Genomic DNA, 19,839 nt, shown 5'->3' on the forward strand with positions numbered 1-19,839 from the left:
CGCCAGCGCGGGAAAGCGGGGGTGCAGAAAGCCATCGCGAGGAAAGGAGCGCAACCTTGAAAGCCGCCGTCCTGCATCAGACGCTGTCGGACCTCGTCGTCGAGGAGGTTGCCGTCTCCAAGCCGGGGCCTCGCGAGGTGCTGATCCGCACGCGCGCCTGCGGCGTGTGCCATTCGGACCTGCATTTCATCGACGGCCTCTATCCGGCGCCGACCCCGCTCGTTCCCGGCCACGAGGCGGCGGGCGTGGTGGAGGCGGTCGGCGACGACGTGACCGCGCTCAAACCGGGCGACCATGTCGTCACCTGCTTCTCCACCTTTTGCGGGCGTTGCGAATATTGCGTCACCGGACGCCTGGCATTGTGCACAGACGCCTCGACCCGGCGAAAGCCGATGGAGGCGCCGCGCATCGCGCTGGACGGAACGCCGCTGCATCAGCTGCTCAACGTCGCCGGCATTGCCGAGCAGCTGCTGGTGCACGAAAATGGTGCGGTCGCGATCGATCCGGACATGCCGTTCGACCGGGCCGCCCTGATGGGCTGCGCGGTCGTGACCGGCGCTGGCTCGGTGCTGAACACGGCGCAGGTGAAAGCGGGCGACCATGTCGCGGTCATCGGCTGTGGCGGGATTGGCCTCGCCGCCGTCAACGCAGCGAAGATCGCGGGGGCTGCGAGGATCATCGCCATCGATCCGGTGCCCGCGAAGCGCGCGCTCGCCGAGAAGATGGGGGCAACCGACAGCTTCGACCCGGAAACGGACAAGCTTCGCGAGCAGGTGGTCGAGCTCACTCGCGGCGGCGTTCATCACGCGATCGAGGCGGTCGGACGAATTGCGGCCGGGGAGATGGCGCTGGCGCTGCTTCGGCGCGGGGGCACCGCCACGATCGTCGGCATGATGCCGATGCATGAAAAGCTGCCGATGCGGGCGCTCGATCTGCTTGCCGAGAAGAAGCTCCAGGGCTGCCTGATGGGATCGAACCGCTTCCCGGTAGACATTCCGCGACTGGTGGATTTCTACCTGGCGGGGCGGCTTGACCTCGACAGCCTGATCGCCGAGCGGATCCCGCTCGGCGAGATCAACGGCGCCGTGCAGAAGCTGCGGGGCGGCGAGGCGGTGCGTTCGGTGGTGGTGTTCGAATGAGCTCCAGCCTCGTCGGCCCGGCGCAGCCTGGCGCCCAAGCGACGCAAGACAGGTCTCGGGCCGGCATCCCGGCCTTGGCGGGAAAGACGGTTGGGAGAGTATCGCATGAGCCTGTTTGATCTGACCGGGAAAGTCGCGGTGATCACCGGCTCCTCGCGCGGCATAGGCCGGGCGATCGCCGAGGCGCTGGCCGACCAGGGTGCCAAGGTAGTGATATCGAGCCGCAAGGCCGAAGCCTGCCGTGAGGCGGCGGACGCGATCAACGCCCGGCACGGCGAGGAACGGGCGATCGTCGTACCTGCGAACATCTCTTCCAAGGAGGAGCTTCAGAACCTGGTGGACGAGACCCGCCGCGAATGGGGCCGGATCGACGTTCTGGTCTGCAACGCCGCGTCCAACCCCTATTACGGGCCGATGGGCGGGATCAGCGACGAGCAGTTCCGCAAGATCCTGGACAACAACATCCTCTCCAACCACTGGCTGATCCAGATGGTGGCACCCGAGATGGTCGAGCGAAAGCAAGGCTCGATCATCATCGTCAGCTCGATCGGCGGGCTGAAGGCCTCGCCGGTGATCGGCGCCTATAACATTTCCAAAGCTGCCGATTTCCAGCTCGCCCGCAATCTCGCCGCCGAGTTCGGGCCGCACCAAGTCCGCGTCAACTGCATCGCCCCCGGGCTGATCCGGACCGATTTCGCCCGAGCGCTCTGGGAGAATCCCCAGACGCTGCAGATGGTGACCGGCGTCACCCCGATGAGGCGGATCGGAGAGCCCGAGGAGATTGCCGGAGCGGCGGTGTTCCTCGCCTCCTCCGCTTCCACCTACGTGACGGGCCAGACCATCATCGTCGACGGCGGGAGCACGATCGGGGTGGGACTGTGACCGCGCGGCTGGCAGGCAAGGTCGCGATCGTCACCGGCGCGGCTTCAGGGATCGGCAAAGCGAGCGCCGCCCTGTTCCGGGCGGAGGGCGCCACGGTCATCGCCGCCGACATTGCCGAGGCCGAGGAGGTGGTCGCCGCGGACGCGGGCAACGAGGAGGATGTGAAACGACTGGTCGAACAGGCGGCGCGCGACCATGGAGGCCTCGACATCTTCTTCGCCAATGCGGGTATTTCGGGCGGACTCGCCTCGATCTTCGAGCAGACCCCGGAGGATTGGCAGGAGATATTGCGCGTCAACCTGATCGGACCGTTCCTGGCCATCAAGCATGCCGCGCCGCTGCTCAAGGAACGGGGCGGCGGATCGATCATCTGCACCGCCTCCGTAGCCGGCATTCGAGCCGGGGCGGGTGGGCCGGCTTATTCGGCGTCCAAGGCCGGCGTGATCCGGCTGGTCCAGGTCGCCGCGACGCAGCTGGTCGGGGCGAACATCCGCGTCAACGCCATCTGCCCGGGCCTCATCGAGACGGGGATGACCAAGGGTATCTACGACACGGCACGCGCCGCGGGGAAGGCCGACATGATCGGGCACCTCAATCCCCTGAAGCGCGGCGGCGAGGCCGAGGAAATCGCCCGGGCTGCCCTCTTCCTGGCCTCCGACGAGTCCAGCTATGTCAACGGACATGCCCTTGTCGTCGACGGCGGCCTCTCCGCCTCGCACCCTTTCTATCGGCAGGAATATGGCCGAACGGCCTTTTGAACCAACGTCCTTCGATACGCCGTTTCGACAAGCTCAACGGCTACTCAGGACGAGCGGATCTGGAAACACAGGAGACTTTCGCATGACGAGCCCCATTTCGACCAAGCTGCACGGCGACGTTCTGATCGTCACCTCCAACAATCCGCCGGTCAACGCGCTGGGCCATGCGGTGCGCGAGGGGCTGGTGAGTGCGATCGAGCAGGCCGATGCCGATGAAAAGGTGAAGGCCGTCGTGATCATCTGCCAAGGGCAGACTTTCTTCGCCGGCGCCGACATCACCGAATTCGGCAAGCCGATGCAGATGCCGATGCTGCCGATGGTGGTGGACCGGATCGAGCAATGCACGAAGCCGGTTGTCGCGGCGATCCACGGGACGGCGTTCGGGGGCGGGCTCGAAGTGGCGCTGGCAAGCCATTATCGCGTGGCGGTGCCGACGGCGAAGCTGGGCGTGCCGGAGGTGAAGCTCGGCCTGCTTCCCGGAGCGGGCGGGACCCAGAGGCTGCCGCGCGTCGCCGGCGTCCGGCGGGCTCTGGAGATGGCAGCGACCGGCAATCCGGTCGGCGCCAAAGAGGCCCATGACATCGGCCTGGTCGATCGGTTGATCGAAGGAGACCTGGAGCAGCATGCGGTCGCCTTCGCCGAGGAAGTGCGCGACGTCCGTCCCATCCCGAAGACCAGCGAGCGGGACGACAAGCTCGCCGAGGCCCGCGCCAATCCCGCCGTCTTCGACGAGTTCCGCGAGGCCAATGCCCGGAAGTTTCGCGGATTCGATGCGCCCGAGTACAATATCCGCGCCATCGAGGCGGCGGTCGCCAAGCCCTACGCGCAAGGCGTGCAGGACGAGCGCCGCCTTTTCATGGAGCTGATGAGCGGCACCCAGGCGCGCGCGCAGCAATATTTCTTCTTCGCCGAGCGCAAGGCCGCAAAGATCGAGGGCCTGCCCGAGGACACCGGGACCCGCGACATCAAGCGGGTCGGCGTGATCGGCGCCGGGACGATGGGCGGCGGAATCTCGATGAACTTCCTGTCGGCGGGGATTCCGGTGACGATCGTCGAGATGGCGCAGGAGGCGCTCGACCGTGGCACCGGCGTGATGCGCAAGAATTACGAGGCCAGCGCCGCCAAGGGCCGGATGACCGCCGACCAGGTCGCGCAGGCGATGGGACTGCTGAGGCCGACGCTCGAGCTCGACGCGCTTGCCGACTGCGACCTGATCATCGAGGCGGTGTTCGAGAATATGGACGTCAAGAAGGATATCTTCGGGAAGCTGGACCGCATCGCCAAGCCTGGCGCCATCCTCGCTTCTAACACCTCCTATCTCAACATCGACGAGATCGCGGCGACCACGTCGCGGCCACAGGACGTGGTCGGCCTCCATTTCTTCTCGCCGGCCAACATCATGAAGCTGCTGGAAGTGGTGCGCGGCGCGAAGACGGCCCCGGACGTGCTGGTGACGGCGATGCAACTCGCCAAGAAAATCAGGAAGGTCGCCGTGGTCGCCGGCGTCTGCCACGGCTTCATCGGCAATCGGATGCTGATGCCGCGGCAGCTCCAGGCCAACCGCCTGCTGCTGGAAGGCGCCACGCCCGAACAGATCGACCGCATCCATGTCGAGTTCGGCATGCCGATGGGCCCGTTCCAAATGGCCGATCTCGCCGGCGTCGACATAGGCTGGCACCGCGATCCGAACCGGATCGAGAATATCCGCGACAAGCTTTGCGCGCTCGGCCGCTGGGGCCAGAAGAAGGGCGCCGGCTTCTACGACTATGACGAAAAGAGGCGGCCGACCCCCTCTCCTGTCGTCGCCGAGGTGATCGAGGCATTCCGCTCCAAGGAGGGCGTGGAGAAGCGGGAGATAGACGATCAGGAGATCATCGAACGAACGCTCTATACGATGGTGAACGAAGGCGCGAAGATCCTCGAGGAAGGCATGGCCCAGCGCGCATCCGACATCGATGTCGTCTGGGTCTACGGCTACGGCTGGCCAGTCTATCGCGGCGGACCGATGTTCTGGGCCGACACCGAGGGCCTGGCGAGAATCGTCGAGGGGCTGAAGCGACAGCAGCCGCGGCTGGGCGGGGATTTCTCGCTTTCCGACCTGCTGGTACGCAAGGCCGAGGCGGGGGAGAAGTTCACACGCTGACCGGAAGGGTCGCTTACTCCCTGCTTACCTTCGCCTGTTAGACCCTCCTCATCCAGAAGGGGAGGGTCCAACATGCAGCTGCCCGCCAGGCACGAGTTCCGGGTTACCGATCGGACGGTCGACGTCGAGGTGCGCCCCGGCTTCGATCCGGCGATCGACGAAGCCGCCGCGCGCGCGAGCCCGACCCATGCCTTCCTTCGCCGCGCCTGGTTCGAGCCGGCGGGAGCGGCCGGATCGACGACCCTCGTCGCTCGTCGGAGCGGCGGATCGATCCTCGCCACGCTTCCGCTGGCGCCGATGGGGCCCACCATGCTCGGCGCACGCATGGTACCGGGAAGCTATTGGCCATTTCGAGCGCCACCCGTTGCCGCCGACGCGGACGAAGACGAGATAGGCGCATTCCTGGGCGACGCTGCGGTGGACCGGACCCTCGGGCAGGTCTGGCGCATGGGCCCCTATCATGCCGACGAGGCGGGCACCGGGCTCCTTGAACAAGCGGCGCGGAACGGAGGCTGGACGGTACTGAAGCGGCGGCTCGGAACAAGCTTCGTCATGGACATACCGGCTCTTGCGGCACAAGGTCGCTGGCCGAAGCGCACCCTGGCACGCAAGATGCGGTCGATGGAACGCCAGCTCTCTGCCGAGGGTCCGCTGCGATTCCACTTCGTCAAGGGCGCCCGCTGGGACGCCGCGGCGCTCGACGCGCTCGCCGCGATCGAGACCAACAGCTGGGTGGGAACGCGCACCGATGGGAGCGGAGCGAAATTCCTGAAGCCGAAGCAGCGGGACTATTGGGAAGGCGTACTCCGCGACCCCGTGCTCGCGGACATGCTCTCGGCCGTCATTCTCTTCGTCGGCGACACGCCGGCCGCCTTCTCGTTCGATCTCAACGCAGGTCGGACGCAATATGGCTTGGCGGGAAGTTATGACGAACGCTTCGCGCGGTGGCGTGTCGGCAGGCTCGTCAGCTGGCGGCACCTGGAAGAAAGCGCGGCACGAGGCATCGAGCTGGTCGATTGGGGGTCGGGCGACAGCGGCTACAAGCGCGAGTTCGGGGCCGTTCCCGGCTCGGAGATCGTCGACTGCCTGTTCGTGCGCAACCGATCGGTGGCATCCCTCCTGCGGCCGCAATGGCTGAGAAAGTCGGCCGAGAATGACGACGCAGAAGCCTCACCACTGATGACGCGGAACCAACGCGTCATGTTCGCTGCCGTCGTCACGGCGGCCGCCGCTGCCTCCTTCAGCGAGTGAGATGCGCGCGACCTTTCCGCCCGCTCGCGGTCATCCGCGCATCGCATTGGATGCCGTGTCGAACACGCCGGCCAGCGTGAAGCCGAGGCTGTTGAGAACGGCCAGCATCACCAGAGCGAGGAGTGCGAGGAGCAAGCCATATTCGATGGCGGTAGCGCCGCTTCGATCGCGCAGCAGAGGCTTCAGGATGGACATAGCGGCACGCTCCTGACGAGGCGATCAACAATATCCGCCGAGAGGTTGCCGCCGCCTTAAGTTTCTGGCGGTATGGCCTCCCTTTGTCTTTCGGAGCCCATCGACCATGCGATCCTGCTTCATCGCCGCTTTGCTGCTCGTCCTCGCCTCCTGCGCGCGACCGCCCGCCTTCGACGCGGCGGCCGAGGAACAGGCGATCCGCCAGGTGATCGCCGACATGGAAGCGGCGTGGAATCGCGGCGACTTCCGAGGCTACATGGCCGGGTTCAAGAATCCCGACGTCGTCTTCGTCTCGCGCGGCCAGTTCCAGCGCGACTGGCAGGGCACGCTCGACCATTATGTGCGCGATTATGGCGGCTCGCCCGACCAGCGCGGACACCTTCAGTTCCGGGACATACGGATCGAGATGCTGGCGCCCGATGCCGCGCAATTGATCAGTCGCTACCGCCTCGAGCGTCCGCAGGCGCCGCAGGAAGGAATCAACACGCGGTTGATGCGCAAGGTCGACGGGCGATGGGTCATCGCGCTCAACCATGTGAGCGCGCAGGAATAAGGCGTTCCGTTTGCCGCTCAGGCCTCCGTCCGCGCCAGCAGGTCGATCAATTCCCGGTGCCAGAAGCGGGCCCAGGTGTGGGTCGAATGACCCCGCGTTTCCGGCGTGGCGCGAACGAGGATGTAGCGGACGCTCGGCATGCGCCGAGCCGCTTCCTCTGCGATGCCATAGTCCGGCGGGTTGATGAAGTCGTCGGCGCTGTTGATCCACGTCATCGGCGTGCGGATCCGGTCCAAGTGCGGCCACGGATCGTAATTGCGCGACGATTCAATCTGATAGATGTAGTCGTTGGCATCCATGGCGGCGATGGAGCGGTCGATCCGCTCGACGATATATGCGTCGGCGCTCTCCCGGTCCGGATAAGCCTTCTGGAGATAGAGCGGGGCGAAGCCGGCGACCTGGAGAAGGCTCGCGGCGACGCGTAGCCCCTGAATCGGCTGGCTCGCATAATTCCCGTCCTGCCAAGCCGGATCGCGGCGTATCCCCTCGACCGCGGCACGGCGCCACATGCGATTATGCCCGGCAATCTCGACCGGCAGGCAGGCTTTCGGCATCATTGCCCGCACGAAGTCGGGATGGGTCTCGGCCCAGACGAAGGCATGCATGCAGCCCATCGAGGTGCCCATCAGCAGGCGCAGCCGATCGACGCCCAACCCTTCGATCAGCATGCGACGCTGCGCCTCCACCATGTCGTCATAATCGTAGGCAGGAAAGCGCATCCTCAGCCCGTCGCTCGGCTTGGAGGAACGCCCGTGCCCGATATTGTCGGGAAGGATGACATAGTAGCGGCTGGTGTCGAGCGGCTGGCCGGGACCGAACAGCTCGTCGGCGAAGTGCGGCTGGAGGAATTGGCGGCCGCTGCCTCCGGTGCCGTGCAGCACCATCACGGCATTCACCACCCGGCCCTCGGCGTCGCGCCGCGGCGTGCCGAGCGTGGCATAATGCATCCTGAGCTCCGCCATCCGCTCGCCCGAACCGAACCGGAAGTCGCGAAGGATGACGTCGCCCTCCTTAAGCCGGGCGGAATAATCCGTCTGGGCCAGAGCGGGCGCGCCCAGCAGGACAAGCAGGAGCCAAGCCATCAATCGCATATTCTGATTTCCCCTTCTTGCAGCGGGTCAGCGACCCAGCACATCCTCGTACGTGCCGAGGTCGAAGCCGAGCAGGCGTCGGTCGCCAAGGTCCAGGACCGGGCGACGAATCATGGACGGCTGCTCGGTCATCAGGCCGACCGCTTTTTCCTCGTCGAGGTCCGCTTTCTGCGAATCGGAGAGCTTGCGGAACGTCGTCCCCGATCGGTTGAGCAGCCGCTCCCAGCCCAGCTCCTTCGCCCAGCCTCGTAGCCGCGGGGCATCTATGCCCTGGGTCTTATAGTCGTGGAAATCATAGGCTATGCCCCGGGCGTCGAGCCAGGCGCGAGCCTTCTTCACCGTGTCGCAATTGCGAATGCCGTAAAGCTTCATTCCCGCCTGATAGAGCGCTTGCCGAAACAATGGGAACCGATTTGCGACCAGATGCGGCGTCAGCTCCGGTCGAGTACCTCGCGCACGCGCATCGCGAGCTCGGCATGAGTGAAAGGTTTCGCGACCAGGTCGATGCCCGGATCGAGCCGGCCATCATGGACAATCGCGTCCCGGGCATAGCCGGTGGTGAACAATATCCGAAGACCGGGCCGCGCCTGCCGGGCTTGCTCGGCGAGAATGGCGCCGCTCGTTCCACCCGGCAGCACGACGTCGGTGAACAGCATGTCGATCCGCAGGTCCGTATCCTCGATCATCCTCATCGCCGAGTCGCCATCGTGCGCCTCGAGTACGCGATATCCGAGCTCCCCCAGCAGCTCGACGGTATAGGCCCGCACGTCATCGTCATCCTCGCAGACCAGCACCGTTTCCTCGCCGGCGCCGAGCGGCGTCGCCACGAGTTCCACCGACTCCTCCTGAAACTCGGTCGCAGCGAGCCGAGGAAGATAGACATGGATCCGCGTGCCCCTCCCCTCCTCCGACTCGATCCGTAGATGCCCGCCGGACTGCCTGACGAAGCCATAGACCATCGAAAGGCCTAGCCCGGTTCCCTTGCCGACGTCCTTGGTTGTGAAGAAAGGCTCAAACGCGCGCTGGCGCGTATCCTCGTTCATGCCGGTGCCGGTGTCCGACACCGAGATCGCGACATATTGGCCGGGCGCGATCGGATCGGTGGCCCAGGGCTCGTCCTCCCGAAGCTGCGCTGCCCCGGTTTCGATCAGCAATCGTCCGCCGTCAGGCATCGCATCCCGGGCATTGACCGCGAGGTTCAGGATTGCGCTTTCGAGCTGGTGAGGATCGACTTCGATCCGCGGCAGGCCGACCGCGAGGCTAGTCTCCACCGCTATCGTCTCGCCGAGCGTCCGGTGGAGGAGCTCGGACATTCCGTCGAGAAGAGCATTGGCATCGATCGCCTTAGGTGCGAGCGGCTGCCGCCGCGAGAATGCCAGCAGTCGCTGCGTGAGCGTCGCTGCCCGCTGCGCGCCGACCATTGCGCTCGAGATCGCGCGCTGAACGCGAGGATCGGCAGTTCCGGCGAGCCGCCGCGCCGCCATGTCGAGATTGCCGCTGATCACGGTCAGGAGGTTGTTGAAATCGTGGGCAATGCCGCCGGTGAGCTGGCCCACCGCCTCCATCTTCTGCGCCTGGCGAAGCGCCGCTTCCGCCTGCTCACGCTCCGCGATCGCCGCCGCGATCCGCTGCTCCAGTGACTGGTTCAGCTCGCGCAGCGCTTCTTCCGCACGCCGGCGTTCCCCGATCTCGCGCTGGGCCGATTCGAACAGACGGGCATTGTCGATCGCCACCGCCGCCTGACCGGCAATGCCTTCGAGCAGCCGCCCGTGCCGCTCCTTGAATCGGCCCGGCTCGGCATGGCCGAAGAAGAGGCCACCGATCACCTCGCCCGAGCGGCTGGCAACCGGGACCGCCAGATAGGATCGCACCGGAAGGTGGCCCGACGGCATGCCCCGGTACGGCGTGTTGTGACCATAGCGCGGGTCGCAGGTAATGTCGTCGGAAAGGACTACGCCCTCGCCCTGGAACGTCGGTGCAAACACCTTGGTGTTGCGAGGCATCGGGAACTTCTCGAATTCCGACCGATCCACGCCCGAGATGGTATAGAGCATGTAGCTCTCGCCGGCCGAATTGAGGACGTTGTAGAAGAAGGCGCCGAATTGCGCGCCGGTGAGCTCCACGCCGGCGTCGGTGACGAACTGGACCAGCCTCTCCAGATCCAACTCACCCGCAAGCGCCGCGCCGAGACGGTTCACCGTCCCCAGCATTCGGCTCTCGGCGCGAAGTGCGGCTTCGCTCTCCCGCAGTTCCTCGAGCGCCCGGCGCGAGTCGGTCACGTCGAACGCAAGGCCGACATAGCCGAGAAACGCGCCCGATCCGTCGCGCGGCTCGCAGGACGCGCGCAGCCAGCGCCATTCGCCGTCGCGACGACGGAAGCGGGCTTCGAAATCAAAGGAGGCGCGGGACCTCCAGCCATCGTCGCGGCGCTTGAGGATCATCGGCAGATCGTCGGGATGGGCGAGGCTCATCCAGGTGTCGCCGCGCAACGCTTCGACCCCCAACCCTGTAAATTCGGACAATGCCCGATTCGCGAACTCTATCCCGCTGGCATTGGTGACCCAGATCGGTGCGGGCGCACTATCCGCCATGGCGCGGAAGCGAGCTTCGCTCTCGCGCAACTCCTCTTCGGACCGATGCGCTTCGGTAAGGTCCTCGACCACGACGAAAAAGCCGGAAACCTTGCCATTGGTCTGCCGATCAGGAACGTAGTCCAGGCGCACGTAGCGGGGGCCGCCGCGGCTGTAGGGCAGGCCCAGGTTCCGGCTGACGCGCTCTCCCTGAAGCACGCGTTCGACCAGCGGGCGGACCTCCTCATAGGCCGCCTCGCCAAGGACCTCGCGCATGTGAAGCCCGCGCAACTGCCCTCGATCGCTTCCGAACCAGTCCTGATAGGCCTTGTTGTTGTAGCGATAACGGCCGTCCGCGCCGATATAGGAAATGAGGATCGGCAGTGCGTCGGCAACAAGGCGGATCCGGGGATCGACCGATACGGCCCCCTGCAAGGCTTCGATCAAGGAGTCCCGTTCACGAAGGGCAGCGACAAGACGGGCATTTTCGGCCTCCAGCACGGCGACGCGATCATCGGAATGGGCAGGGCCGCTCATTCAGCTCTTCCCTCCCGACAGACCGGTCACCGTGCCCCCTGCACCGCCAAACGCGCACCGTAAACTCCGCCCTGACTCCATCGTTCCGGTGCGGTGCACGATGTTCCTGGGGAAAATCAATCCCTTCGAAGCTTCCAGACAACATGCCTCGTGACCAGACACGCGGCGTCACAAACCTGCCCTTGCGCGATCGAGGGCCGCCTGATGTGGTGGCGCCGATCAGGTTCGACGGAGATTCATGCGATGAAGGAAGAATCGGATTCCGCACCGGCCCCGCCGCGCTGCGCATGGTGTGGCAACGATCCGCTCATGATCGAGTATCACGACCGCGAATGGGGCGTCCCCGTCCACGACGACCAGCGCCTATTCGAATTTCTCGTCCTCGAAGGTGCGCAGGCCGGGCTCTCCTGGCGGACCATCCTCAACAAGCGTGAAGACTATCGGCGCGCCTTTGTCGGCTTCGATCCACGAGCCATCTCGCAATTCGGACCAAAGGACGTGGAACGGCTGCTCGCCGATTCCGGCATCGTGCGAAACCGCCTGAAGGTAGAGGGAGCGATCAGGAGCGCCGCTGCCTTCCTCGCCGTCCAGGAAGAATTCGGATCGTTCGGAGCCTATGTGTGGAAGTTCGTCGGTGGAAAACCGGTCGATCATCGCATCGGTTCATCGGCCGACCTCGCCGCGCGTACGACCGAGTCCGACGCGATGAGCAAGGACCTCCAGCGCAGAGGCTTCAAATTCGTGGGACCAACGATCTGCTACGCCTTCATGCAGGCGGTGGGGATGGTGAACGACCATGAGACGAGCTGTTTCCGGCACGACCAACTATCCTGAGCTCGACGCTTTTCACGCACTATGACGTCGCCGAGTTGGCTCGTCCGAGCTTGAGATCGGCCGCGCGTTCCGTTGGCGTGACGAACGAGCATGCCGGAGATCGACGTCGTTCCATGCCTTTTTCATGTTCAAAGCGCGCGGCAGGAACGGCCGCTTTTCGACTCAGATTCCCGATGGGACAGTGGCCGCCATTGCGCATAACCGATCGTCATCCTCCAATCGGCTTGAACGCCACCGCTCTCACTCCCACTCGATGGTTCCCGGAGGCTTCGACGTACAGTCGTAGACCACCCGATTGATGCCCCGCACCTCGTTGACGATCCGAGTTGCGACACGGCCCAGGAAGGCGGCGTCGAAAGGGTAAGCGTCGGCGGTCATGCCGTCGGTCGAGGTGACTGCGCGCAGGGCGCAAACATGGTCGTAGGTGCGCGCATCGCCCATCACGCCGACCGTCCGGACCGGCAAGAGGACGGCAAAAGCCTGCCAGATGGCGTCATAGAGGCCGGCCGAGCGTATCTCCTCGAGGAAAATGGCGTCGGCCTTGCGCAATATCTCGCACCGCTCGCGCGTCACCCGGCCGGGAATCCGGATGGCCAGGCCCGGTCCCGGAAAGGGATGGCGGCCGACGAAGGCCTCGGGCAGGCCGAGCTCGCGGCCGAGCTCGCGCACCTCGTCCTTGAACAGCTCGCGCAGCGGCTCCACCAACTCCATGTCCATCCGCTCGGGAAGACCGCCCACATTGTGGTGGCTCTTGATGGTCACCGAAGGGCCGCCAGTGAAGCTGATGCTCTCGATGACGTCCGGGTAGAGAGTTCCCTGCGCGAGGAAATCGGCGCCGCCGATCTTGTTCGCTTCCTCCTCGAACACGTCGATGAAGGTCTTGCCGATGAACTTGCGCTTTTCCTCCGGATCCTCGAGCCCAGCGAGGCCGGCGAGGAACAAAGCCTCGGCATCAACGTGAACGAGGGGAATGTTGTAGCTTCCGCGGAAGAGACTGACGACCTGCTCGGCCTCGCTCTGGCGCATGAGGCCGTGATCGACAAAGACGCAGGTGAGTTGCTCGCCGATCGCCTCGTGGATCAGCACCGCGGCAACGGCGGAGTCGACGCCGCCCGACAGGCCGCAAATAACCCGTCCACGGCCGACCTGCTCGCGTATCTCCGCAATCTTGGTCGCGCGGAACTCGGCCATCGTCCAATCGCCGGCCAAGCCGCAGACGTGGCGGACGAAGTTGGCAATCAGTTTCGCCCCGTTCGGAGTGTGCACGACTTCAGGATGGAACTGGACGCCGTAGAAGCGACGATCATCGTCGGCGGTGGCGGCGAACGGCGCACCCTCCGACTGAGCGACGATGCGGAAGCCGTCGGGAATGGCCTCCACCTTGTCGCCGTGGCTCATCCACACCTGGTGACGCTCGCCGGGCGCCCAAAGGCCGTCGAACAAGCGACAGCTGTCCTTGATGTCGACGAACGCGCGGCCGAACTCGCTATGGTCGCCCGCGGCGACGCGCCCTCCGAGCTGGGCGGCCATCAGTTGCTGGCCATAGCAGATGCCGAGCACCGGGACTCCCGCTTCGAACAGGGCCTGGTCGGCGCGGGGGCTGTCCTCGAAGGTAACCGAGGCCGGACCGCCGGAAAGGATGATCCCCTTCGGGCGCATCCGCTCCAAGGCTTCGACCGCGCGGCTGAAGGGCGCGATCTCGCTATAGACTCCGGCCTCGCGGACCCGCCGTGCAATCAGCTGAGTCACCTGGCTTCCGAAGTCGACGATCAGGACGGATTCGACGGGCTGGATCGACATGGCCGGCGATTAGGCAGTGCGCCGCCGCCTGTCCAGCGCTCCGGCTGTCGCAAATCTACGCAATTCGGTACGATAGCCGCGAGGCGGGAGGAAGAAATGCTTTTGGCGACTCGGACGCCGAGCCACGATGGCGCTCCCCCGGAACCGCTGGGCGTCAGCCGGCCGAGGGTGAAAGGACGACCGGTTCACCCGTTGATTCGACGGCTGCGGACCGAGGATCCCGTCCATTTCTGGCGGGATGGAATGAAGGAAAAGGCGCGCGGGCCTCTCGCCCGCGCGCCCCTTCTCGGCAGTATCGTTCGGGTCAAACTCGGAAGTCGTAGACCCGGCTACCCTGCGCATAACAGGTAAAGCTTTCGCGATCCCAGCCGGCGCGGCGATTCCAGCCACGACCGTCATAGTCGCGAACCAGCACCCGGCCCCGCACCCGATAGGTGCCGTTCCGCCGAAGATCGACATCGCTGATCCGCTCGACCTGTCCATACCTGCGGGCAACCGACGCGCAGGCGTTCAGCGCCGCGCGCTGGCCGCCATAGCCGTAATCATAGCCATAGCCGTAACTCGAGACGTAGCGTCGGTCGTAGCCGTAATAGCGGGAGCGATCATTATCGGTCAGCGCATCTATGGCGAGAGCGAGTCCGCCGACAATGGCCACGCCGGCAGCAACGTCGCCGACATCGATCCCACGGTCGCGATCATAGCGGTCGCGATCATAATATTGTGCCTGAGCGGGGCTCGCCGTCGAAACGGCCATGAGCGCGGCAGCGCCGACACCCGCGAGGCATTTTGTCCAGTTTTTCATCCTGAGCCTCCTGATCTAGGGGAAATTCCCTGAGTATCAGCAAGTTATACCATGGGAGCCATGACCTCGCGCTGAACCCTTGATTAGGCCGCTGTTCAGGTTGGGGCGCTGAAACCTGAACATAATCGGAGCTCACCAGCGATAGTTGTGGGTCCGGAAGCGGCTCACCCGGCCGTTCCGCCGGACGTCGCAGCTGAAGGCGACGCGGCGTCCGCCCCAGTGGCGGTCGCCCCGCCAGTGCCTTACCTCCACGGCGCCAAGCACGCGGACGCGATTTCGGCGCGCGAAGTGCACGTCGCGAATGTCGACCCGCGCTCGACCCCGCCCGGCATAGCGGCGCTGCGCCTCATAGCGGCAGACGTTGACGGCATGGCGCTCCAGGCCCCGCTCTCATCCGTAGCGGCCGCCATGATATTGCGCCTGTGCCGAAGTGGCCGTGACCGCCCCGGCGGCCATGGCGGCTGCAGCGCCCAGCACTGCAGCGACTATCCTCTTCATCTTCATCGCGCTTCTCCTCGTCTCGCGATCGCGGAAGGCCAACCAAGATAGCCATTCGCGTCTGGCATCGCGCTGAACCGGGCCGTAGGGCGCCGTTCAGCCTCAATCGTTAAGCACATGCCGAAGTTTTGCTTGCCGGACTGGAGCCGTGAGAATAGTTAAGGACATGCTTAACGAATCAGGCGCGCTCGATCTCACCTTCCAGGCCCTCGCCGATCCGACGCGCCGGCGGATGGTGGCGCAGCTCAGCCGCGGGCCGGCGTCGGTGAGCGAGCTGGCCAGGCCATTGCCGATCAGCCTTCCGGCGGTGCTGCAGCATCTGCAAATGCTCGAAGCGAGCGGACTCGTCCGAACCGAGAAGACGGGGCGGGTACGAACCTGTCGGATCGCGCCGCGGGCGCTCGCGACCGCTGAGGGCTGGATCGTCGAGCAACGCAGAATGTGGGAAGGTCGGATCGACCCGCTCGAAGCCTTTCTCGAAGTGCAGAGCGAGGAGAAGAAAGATGACGACGACTGAACATCATGACTTGATGATAGAACGGACGCTCGACGCGCCTCGCGACCAGGTCTGGAAGGCGCGGACAGACCCAACCCAGCTGAAGAAGTGGTGGGCGCCCAAGCCCTACGAGACCACAGATTGCGAGGTCGCCAGCGAACTCGGGGAGACGATGTGAGCAAGATGGCGCAAGAGACGATCAGCCTGCGTGTCGAGCGGCGCATTGCCGCGCCGCCCGACCAGGTGTTCGACGCATGGCTGGACCCGCGCGCCGTCGGCGGCTGGCTGTTCTCGACACCGGACGGCGTGATGGAGAGGGTCGAGATCGAACCATGGGTCGGCGGCCGATTCATGATTGCGGAGCGGCGAGGCGCCGAGCTGGCCGAGCATTTCGGCGAGTATGTCGAGATCGATCGCCCGCGCCGCCTGGTCTTCACCTTCGGCACCGACCGCGACGAGCCGCCGAGCCGCGTCTCGCTTACTTTCGAACCGGACGGAGAAGGCACGCGCCTCGTTCTGGTGCACGAGCTGGACCCGAAGTGGGCCGATTATACGGACCGCGTCCGGCAGGGCTGGACCATGATCCTGGACGGTCTCGCCCGGACCCTGGCCCAACCGCCGGATTGACGATTAGCAGCCGCGATCGATCTCGCGGCCGACCAGCGCGCCGACCGCGCCGCCGATGATCGCGCCGACCGTGCCGTCGCCGCCGCGGCGATAGCCGTACCGACCGTAGCGACGGCCGCTCCGGCCGACCTCGCGACCCAGGAGCGCGCCGGCGGCCCCACCGACGATCGCGCCGGTCGTGCCGCTGCCGCAGCGACGGCCCCGATAATAGCCGCGGCCGCCATAATAGGCGCGGCGGCCATAATAGCCGCGACCATAATAATCGCCCGGCCGGTAGCGCCGATAGCCGTCGCGGTAATAGCCGCGATGGCCGTCATAATAGCGGCCGCCATAGTAGCGATCGCCATAATAGCCCTGAGCCTCAGCCGTTGCGGGCAGCGCAACCAGCGCGCAGGCCGACGCCGCAGCGCCGATGATGAACTTCCTGAGCATGTACACGAGCTCCTTCAACGCCGGCGGATCCCGAGTCCGCCGCGAAGGAGGGTGCGACGCTCTTGCTGAGTCCCCGATGAACGGGATGGTTAACGGGAGATGGACGGCGGCCCGGGCGCGTCGAAAGGTGGACGACGCGGCGTCTTTCTGCATCTTCCGGCGCGTCGGCCCGCCGGCTGCGGCGACGCTTACCCGCCACATGCGGGAAAGGCCATCTCTCGCACGGGCGAGCGCCTGCGGAGGCAAGCCTTGAATCCGCTTCCGCGGGCGCGGTCGTCGATGGCGCGGTCCCCGGGGCCCCTCGTCAACGGCGCCGCCGCCTGCCTCAGAAATCGATCGCGGCGATCAGCGTGAAGTTGCGCGGCCGGGCGTAGATGATCTCCGCATAGCCCGACGCCGTCGTCAGCGACGAGGTGCCGGCGGTCGGATAGAGCTCGTCGGTCAGATTGAAGACGTTGAGGGTCACTCGCCAGTTTTCCTGGGCAAGCGTCAGTCCGGCATTGACCACCGTCACGTCGTCCTGCGCGATCTCGGGCGAGTTGCCGGCGTCGAAAAACTGGTCGCTCGTATGGCTGACGTCGACGCGCGGCGTTAGCGCCCAGCCGTTGCCGAAGCGGAAGGTGTAGGAGGCGCCGATATGGGCTTGCCACTCGGGCGTGAACGGCAGCCGGCTGTCCAGCGTCGCGATCGCGGTGGGAGCGATCGGTCCGAACGGCGGCGGATCGATGATGCTGTCGAACTCGTTGTCGAGCCAGCCCAGGCTGGCGTCGATCCTGAGGTCGGCCACCGGCACCCAGTCGAGCTCGAACTCGGCCCCCCGGATCGTCGCGGCGCCGGCGTTGAAAAGCAACGGAACGACCCCCAGCCGGTAGGTGAGCTGGATATCGTCATAGGAGGTGGTGAAGAAGGCGGCGTTGAAGCGAAGCCGCCGCGCGGGGTTGGTCTTGAAACCGAGCTCGAACGTCTCCGCCTGTTCGGAATCGAAGGCGATCGGCGCATTGTCCGGCGGCGCGGCATTGTAGCGCTGGTTGAAGCCGCCGCTCTTGAAGCCTTGGGACCAGCTCAGATAGGCCATGAAGGCGGGGCCGAAGCGGTACTGGATGCTGGCCGATCCGGTCGTGGCCGAGAAATTCTCCTCGAACCGGTCGGTGGAGAGGAACAGGCAGCCGGTCTGGGTCGGGGGCGGACCGTTGAACGGGCAGAGCGCCGTCGGGATGGCCGGCTCGGGTGCGCTCGCGGGCGCGACGTTGAACAATATACCCCGGATGCCCTTGGCCTCGTCGGTGTAGCGGATGCCGGCGGTCACGCTCAGCGCGTCGGTGACCTCGAACGTCCATTGGGTGAAGGCGGCCCAGGCTTCGGTATCGAGCGAGACGCGCTGCGTGTCGTAGGACGTGCCCGGATTGCCGATCGGGACGATGACCCGGTCGAACGAATCCTCCTCGAAATAATAGCCCCCGACCACGCCGCTGAGACGGCCCACCTCGATCAGCGCCTGGAGCTCCTGGCTGAACTGGTCGCTCTCGCTGGAATAGTCGGTGTGGAGGATGAGCAAAGGGGTGTTGTCGGCATCGCGCGTTCCCGACCATTGCAGATGGCGCGCGGCGGTTATCGACTTCAGCGTGATCGCGTCGCTCGCTTCCCATTCTGCGGTGAAGCTTGCACCGTAATTCTCCAGCCTGCTGCTTGCCGGAAAGGTGCCGCCATTGGTGAACGGGCCCAGCGCCTGCGCGTCGTTGCCGCATCGGGGATCGCGGGTCGGCGTCTGGGGAACGAAGGGCGGCGGGAAGGTCGCGCCCGGGCAGCCCGCGGCGACGCTCTGCGCGGCGACGAACACCGCATTCTCGTTGATCGCCCGGAAGACGAAGGGCGAACCGTTCTCGTCCTCGCGGGCATAGTCGCCGCGCAGGAGGAAATTCAGCGACGGATCCGGCTGCCAGCGCAGGGCGCCCTGGCCGAAATAGCCATGCTCGTCGCCCAGATCCTTGCCGTCGAAGATGCGCCGGACATAGCCGTCGCGGTCGCGAAAGCCGCCCGACACGCGTGCCGACCAATGGCTCGAGATGGGGATGTCGTAGGCGGCGAAGACCTCGAACAGATTGTCGTCGCCGATGCCGACCTGGAACCGATTGCCGGCGCCGGTGCCCGGTGCGTTGGTGGTGATGAGCACCGCGCCGCCGATCGTGTTGCGGCCGAACAGCGTGCCCTGCGGCCCGCGCAGCACCTGGATGCTGGCGATGTCGCGAAACTCCATCGCGCCGCCGACCGACCGCCCCATATAGACGTCGTCGATATAGATCCCGACGCCCGGATCGACGGCCGGGGTTGCGTCGGTCTGGCCGATTCCGCGGATGAAGACCTGGGCCGCGCTATTATTGCCGGTCAGCGTGCCGTGCGAAGTGAACTGGAGGTTCGGCGCGACCTGGTCGAGGTCGGTGGTGGAGACGAGCTGCTGGCGTGCCAGGGCCTCGCCGGTGAGCACGGTGACGGCGACGGGCGCGTCCTGCAGGCTTTCCTCGCGCCGCCGCGCCGTGACGATGACTTCCTGCTCGTCCGCCTCGGCCACCGTCCCGGCCTGGGCGCAGGCCGGCGCACTCCATCCGGCGAGGAGCGACGGCACGCCGGAAATTGCGAGCAGAACCTTGAGCTTGACCTCCATGTCGCTTCCTCCCTCTCTGTTTTCGCGTCTATCTTCGTTCGCCGGACCTCATCGCCTCGACGTGCAGGATCGCCCGCTCGAGCAGCCGGCGGAGCGTCTCGCGCTCGTCCTCGCTGAAGATCCCGAAGATCCGCCGTTCGTTCACCGCGCTCTGCTCGACCGCTTCATCCATGGCGACGCGGCCCGCCTCGGTCAGGAACAGGGCGTTGGTGCGGGCATTCGCCCCGGCTCGGCGCTCGACGAAGCCGGCCTGCTCGAGCTGCTCGACCATATTGGCGGCGCTGGTGCGGGAAAGGCCGGTGAACTGCGCGAGCTCGGACTGGCTGCAGCCGCTATGGGCGTTGATGTGCAGCAAGGCCGTCATCCGGCTGGGAGAGGTGAGGCCGATCCGCGTCAGCCGGGGCGAAAGGTCCGCATAGATGGCGAGCTGGAGCATGGTGATCCGAAGGCCCAGCCGCACCGGCGCCTCGCGCATCGCCGCGGCCGGCGGCATCTGCCGGATGTTCGACGAATTCTCGGCCTCCGTCGCCAACATTGTCAAGCCCCCTGACAATCATGATATAGTAATCTTC

The 19,839-nt window shown here is 65.7% G+C and carries 19 protein-coding genes; 10 read left to right on the plus strand and 9 right to left on the minus strand.

Features of this window, described 5'->3' with window-relative positions; genetic code table 11:
- Positions 1 to 56: 56 nt before the first annotated feature.
- From EKM57_RS14265 to EKM57_RS14285, 5 genes are all read left to right on the plus strand, one after another.
- Positions 57 to 1,139 carry a Zn-dependent alcohol dehydrogenase gene (locus EKM57_RS14265; protein ID WP_129793166.1) on the plus strand — a complete coding sequence of 361 codons (1,083 nt, stop codon included), beginning with the start codon at positions 57 to 59 and terminating at the stop codon, positions 1,137 to 1,139.
- Between the two features lie 105 nt (positions 1,140 to 1,244).
- On the plus strand, positions 1,245 to 2,021 hold the full coding sequence (locus tag EKM57_RS14270; RefSeq protein WP_129793167.1) for an SDR family NAD(P)-dependent oxidoreductase: 777 nt from the start codon (positions 1,245 to 1,247) through the stop codon (positions 2,019 to 2,021).
- Entirely contained in the window at positions 2,018 to 2,779 is a 762-nt protein-coding gene (locus EKM57_RS14275; protein ID WP_129793168.1) for an SDR family NAD(P)-dependent oxidoreductase, read from the plus strand. Before EKM57_RS14270 ends, EKM57_RS14275 begins: the two co-directional genes overlap by 4 nt.
- Positions 2,780 to 2,861: 82 nt before the next feature.
- Positions 2,862 to 4,922, plus strand: a complete 2,061-nt coding sequence (locus tag EKM57_RS14280; RefSeq protein WP_129793169.1) for a 3-hydroxyacyl-CoA dehydrogenase NAD-binding domain-containing protein — start codon at positions 2,862 to 2,864, stop codon at positions 4,920 to 4,922.
- A 72-nt stretch (positions 4,923 to 4,994) separates the two neighbouring features.
- Positions 4,995 to 6,173, plus strand: a complete 1,179-nt coding sequence (locus EKM57_RS14285; RefSeq protein ID WP_129793170.1) for a GNAT family N-acetyltransferase — start codon at positions 4,995 to 4,997, stop codon at positions 6,171 to 6,173.
- Between the two features lie 30 nt (positions 6,174 to 6,203).
- On the opposite strand, the gene EKM57_RS14290 is transcribed toward EKM57_RS14285, so the two are convergent.
- Positions 6,204 to 6,368 carry a Flp family type IVb pilin gene (locus EKM57_RS14290; RefSeq protein WP_129793171.1) on the minus strand — a complete coding sequence of 55 codons (165 nt, stop codon included), beginning with the start codon at positions 6,366 to 6,368 and terminating at the stop codon, positions 6,204 to 6,206.
- 106 nt (positions 6,369 to 6,474) lie between these two features.
- Between EKM57_RS14290 and EKM57_RS14295 the strand changes: the two genes are divergently transcribed.
- On the plus strand, positions 6,475 to 6,921 hold the full coding sequence (locus tag EKM57_RS14295) for an SgcJ/EcaC family oxidoreductase (RefSeq protein WP_129793172.1): 447 nt from the start codon (positions 6,475 to 6,477) through the stop codon (positions 6,919 to 6,921).
- 17 nt (positions 6,922 to 6,938) lie between these two features.
- On the opposite strand, the gene EKM57_RS14300 is transcribed toward EKM57_RS14295, so the two are convergent.
- Genes EKM57_RS14300 through EKM57_RS14310 form a run of 3 tightly spaced genes read right to left on the minus strand, consistent with a single transcriptional unit; the run spans position 6,939 to position 11,119 of the window.
- On the minus strand, positions 6,939 to 8,012 hold the full coding sequence (locus EKM57_RS14300; protein WP_129793173.1) for an alpha/beta fold hydrolase: 1,074 nt from the start codon (positions 8,010 to 8,012) through the stop codon (positions 6,939 to 6,941).
- Positions 8,013 to 8,039: 27 nt separating this feature from the next.
- A complete protein-coding gene (locus EKM57_RS14305; protein WP_129793234.1) occupies positions 8,040 to 8,384 on the minus strand; it encodes an ArsC family reductase in 345 nt (114 codons plus the stop codon).
- A 59-nt stretch (positions 8,385 to 8,443) separates the two neighbouring features.
- On the minus strand, positions 8,444 to 11,119 hold the full coding sequence (locus EKM57_RS14310) for a PAS domain S-box protein (protein ID WP_129793174.1): 2,676 nt from the start codon (positions 11,117 to 11,119) through the stop codon (positions 8,444 to 8,446).
- 243 nt (positions 11,120 to 11,362) lie between these two features.
- Here EKM57_RS14310 and EKM57_RS14315 point away from each other — a divergent pair, with 243 nt between their 5' ends.
- Positions 11,363 to 11,953: a DNA-3-methyladenine glycosylase I gene (locus EKM57_RS14315; protein ID WP_129793175.1), complete on the plus strand. Its 591-nt coding sequence runs from the start codon at positions 11,363 to 11,365 to the stop codon at positions 11,951 to 11,953.
- 240 nt (positions 11,954 to 12,193) lie between these two features.
- Here the strand turns inward: EKM57_RS14315 and guaA are convergent, their stop codons facing one another.
- A complete protein-coding gene (guaA, locus tag EKM57_RS14320; protein ID WP_129793176.1) occupies positions 12,194 to 13,753 on the minus strand; it encodes a glutamine-hydrolyzing GMP synthase in 1,560 nt (519 codons plus the stop codon).
- A gap of 304 nt (positions 13,754 to 14,057) precedes the next feature.
- On the minus strand, positions 14,058 to 14,555 hold the full coding sequence (locus EKM57_RS14325; protein ID WP_129793177.1) for a hypothetical protein: 498 nt from the start codon (positions 14,553 to 14,555) through the stop codon (positions 14,058 to 14,060).
- 664 nt (positions 14,556 to 15,219) lie between these two features.
- On the opposite strand from EKM57_RS14325, the gene EKM57_RS14330 reads away from it, so the two are divergent.
- The 3 genes from EKM57_RS14330 to EKM57_RS14340 are packed head-to-tail and all read left to right on the plus strand — an operon-like array spanning position 15,220 to position 16,176.
- Positions 15,220 to 15,570, plus strand: coding sequence for a helix-turn-helix transcriptional regulator (locus EKM57_RS14330; protein ID WP_129793178.1), 351 nt, complete (start codon positions 15,220 to 15,222; stop codon positions 15,568 to 15,570).
- The gene (locus EKM57_RS14335; RefSeq protein WP_129793179.1) at positions 15,557 to 15,727 is read left to right on the plus strand and encodes an SRPBCC domain-containing protein; all 171 of its coding nucleotides are present in this window, start codon (positions 15,557 to 15,559) and stop codon (positions 15,725 to 15,727) included. The genes EKM57_RS14330 and EKM57_RS14335 overlap by 14 nt, the downstream gene beginning before the upstream one ends.
- Before the next feature lie 5 nt (positions 15,728 to 15,732).
- On the plus strand, positions 15,733 to 16,176 hold the full coding sequence (locus EKM57_RS14340; RefSeq protein WP_129793235.1) for an SRPBCC domain-containing protein: 444 nt from the start codon (positions 15,733 to 15,735) through the stop codon (positions 16,174 to 16,176).
- 3 nt (positions 16,177 to 16,179) lie between these two features.
- Here the strand turns inward: EKM57_RS14340 and EKM57_RS14345 are convergent, their stop codons facing one another.
- From EKM57_RS14345 to EKM57_RS14355, 3 genes are all read right to left on the minus strand, one after another.
- Positions 16,180 to 16,608 carry a glycine zipper 2TM domain-containing protein gene (locus EKM57_RS14345; protein WP_129793180.1) on the minus strand — a complete coding sequence of 143 codons (429 nt, stop codon included), beginning with the start codon at positions 16,606 to 16,608 and terminating at the stop codon, positions 16,180 to 16,182.
- A 325-nt stretch (positions 16,609 to 16,933) separates the two neighbouring features.
- Complete coding sequence (locus EKM57_RS14350) at positions 16,934 to 19,267, minus strand: TonB-dependent receptor (protein WP_129793181.1); 2,334 nt, start codon at positions 19,265 to 19,267, stop codon at positions 16,934 to 16,936.
- Positions 19,268 to 19,295: 28 nt separating this feature from the next.
- Positions 19,296 to 19,802: a MarR family winged helix-turn-helix transcriptional regulator gene (locus tag EKM57_RS14355; protein ID WP_129793182.1), complete on the minus strand. Its 507-nt coding sequence runs from the start codon at positions 19,800 to 19,802 to the stop codon at positions 19,296 to 19,298.
- Positions 19,803 to 19,839 lie beyond the last annotated feature (37 nt).

Origin of the sequence: Sphingosinicella sp. CPCC 101087, from assembly GCF_004151485.1 — a bacterium.
GTDB lineage: Bacteria > Pseudomonadota > Alphaproteobacteria > Sphingomonadales > Sphingomonadaceae > Allosphingosinicella.

Excerpts from the sequence above, each read along its gene's own strand:
- EKM57_RS14300 (WP_129793173.1), bottom strand. The coding sequence starts at position 8,012 with ATGCGATTGATGGCTTGGCTCCTGCTTGTCCTGCTGGGCGCGCCCGCT.
- EKM57_RS14350 (WP_129793181.1), bottom strand. The coding sequence starts at position 19,267 with ATGGAGGTCAAGCTCAAGGTTCTGCTCGCAATTTCCGGCGTGCCGTCG.
- EKM57_RS14325 (WP_129793177.1), bottom strand. The coding sequence starts at position 14,555 with ATGAAAAACTGGACAAAATGCCTCGCGGGTGTCGGCGCTGCCGCGCTC.
- EKM57_RS14335 (WP_129793179.1), top strand. The coding sequence starts at position 15,557 with ATGACGACGACTGAACATCATGACTTGATGATAGAACGGACGCTCGAC.
- EKM57_RS14345 (WP_129793180.1), bottom strand. The coding sequence starts at position 16,608 with ATGCTCAGGAAGTTCATCATCGGCGCTGCGGCGTCGGCCTGCGCGCTG.
- EKM57_RS14295 (WP_129793172.1), top strand. The coding sequence starts at position 6,475 with ATGCGATCCTGCTTCATCGCCGCTTTGCTGCTCGTCCTCGCCTCCTGC.
- EKM57_RS14315 (WP_129793175.1), top strand. The coding sequence starts at position 11,363 with ATGAAGGAAGAATCGGATTCCGCACCGGCCCCGCCGCGCTGCGCATGG.
- EKM57_RS14285 (WP_129793170.1), top strand. The coding sequence starts at position 4,995 with ATGCAGCTGCCCGCCAGGCACGAGTTCCGGGTTACCGATCGGACGGTC.
- EKM57_RS14290 (WP_129793171.1), bottom strand. The coding sequence starts at position 6,368 with ATGTCCATCCTGAAGCCTCTGCTGCGCGATCGAAGCGGCGCTACCGCC.
- EKM57_RS14355 (WP_129793182.1), bottom strand. The coding sequence starts at position 19,802 with ATGTTGGCGACGGAGGCCGAGAATTCGTCGAACATCCGGCAGATGCCG.
- EKM57_RS14310 (WP_129793174.1), bottom strand. The coding sequence starts at position 11,119 with ATGAGCGGCCCTGCCCATTCCGATGATCGCGTCGCCGTGCTGGAGGCC.
- EKM57_RS14340 (WP_129793235.1), top strand. The coding sequence starts at position 15,733 with ATGGCGCAAGAGACGATCAGCCTGCGTGTCGAGCGGCGCATTGCCGCG.
- guaA (WP_129793176.1), bottom strand. The coding sequence starts at position 13,753 with ATGTCGATCCAGCCCGTCGAATCCGTCCTGATCGTCGACTTCGGAAGC.
- EKM57_RS14305 (WP_129793234.1), bottom strand. The coding sequence starts at position 8,384 with ATGAAGCTTTACGGCATTCGCAATTGCGACACGGTGAAGAAGGCTCGC.
- EKM57_RS14330 (WP_129793178.1), top strand. The coding sequence starts at position 15,220 with ATGCTTAACGAATCAGGCGCGCTCGATCTCACCTTCCAGGCCCTCGCC.
- EKM57_RS14280 (WP_129793169.1), top strand. The coding sequence starts at position 2,862 with ATGACGAGCCCCATTTCGACCAAGCTGCACGGCGACGTTCTGATCGTC.
- EKM57_RS14270 (WP_129793167.1), top strand. The coding sequence starts at position 1,245 with ATGAGCCTGTTTGATCTGACCGGGAAAGTCGCGGTGATCACCGGCTCC.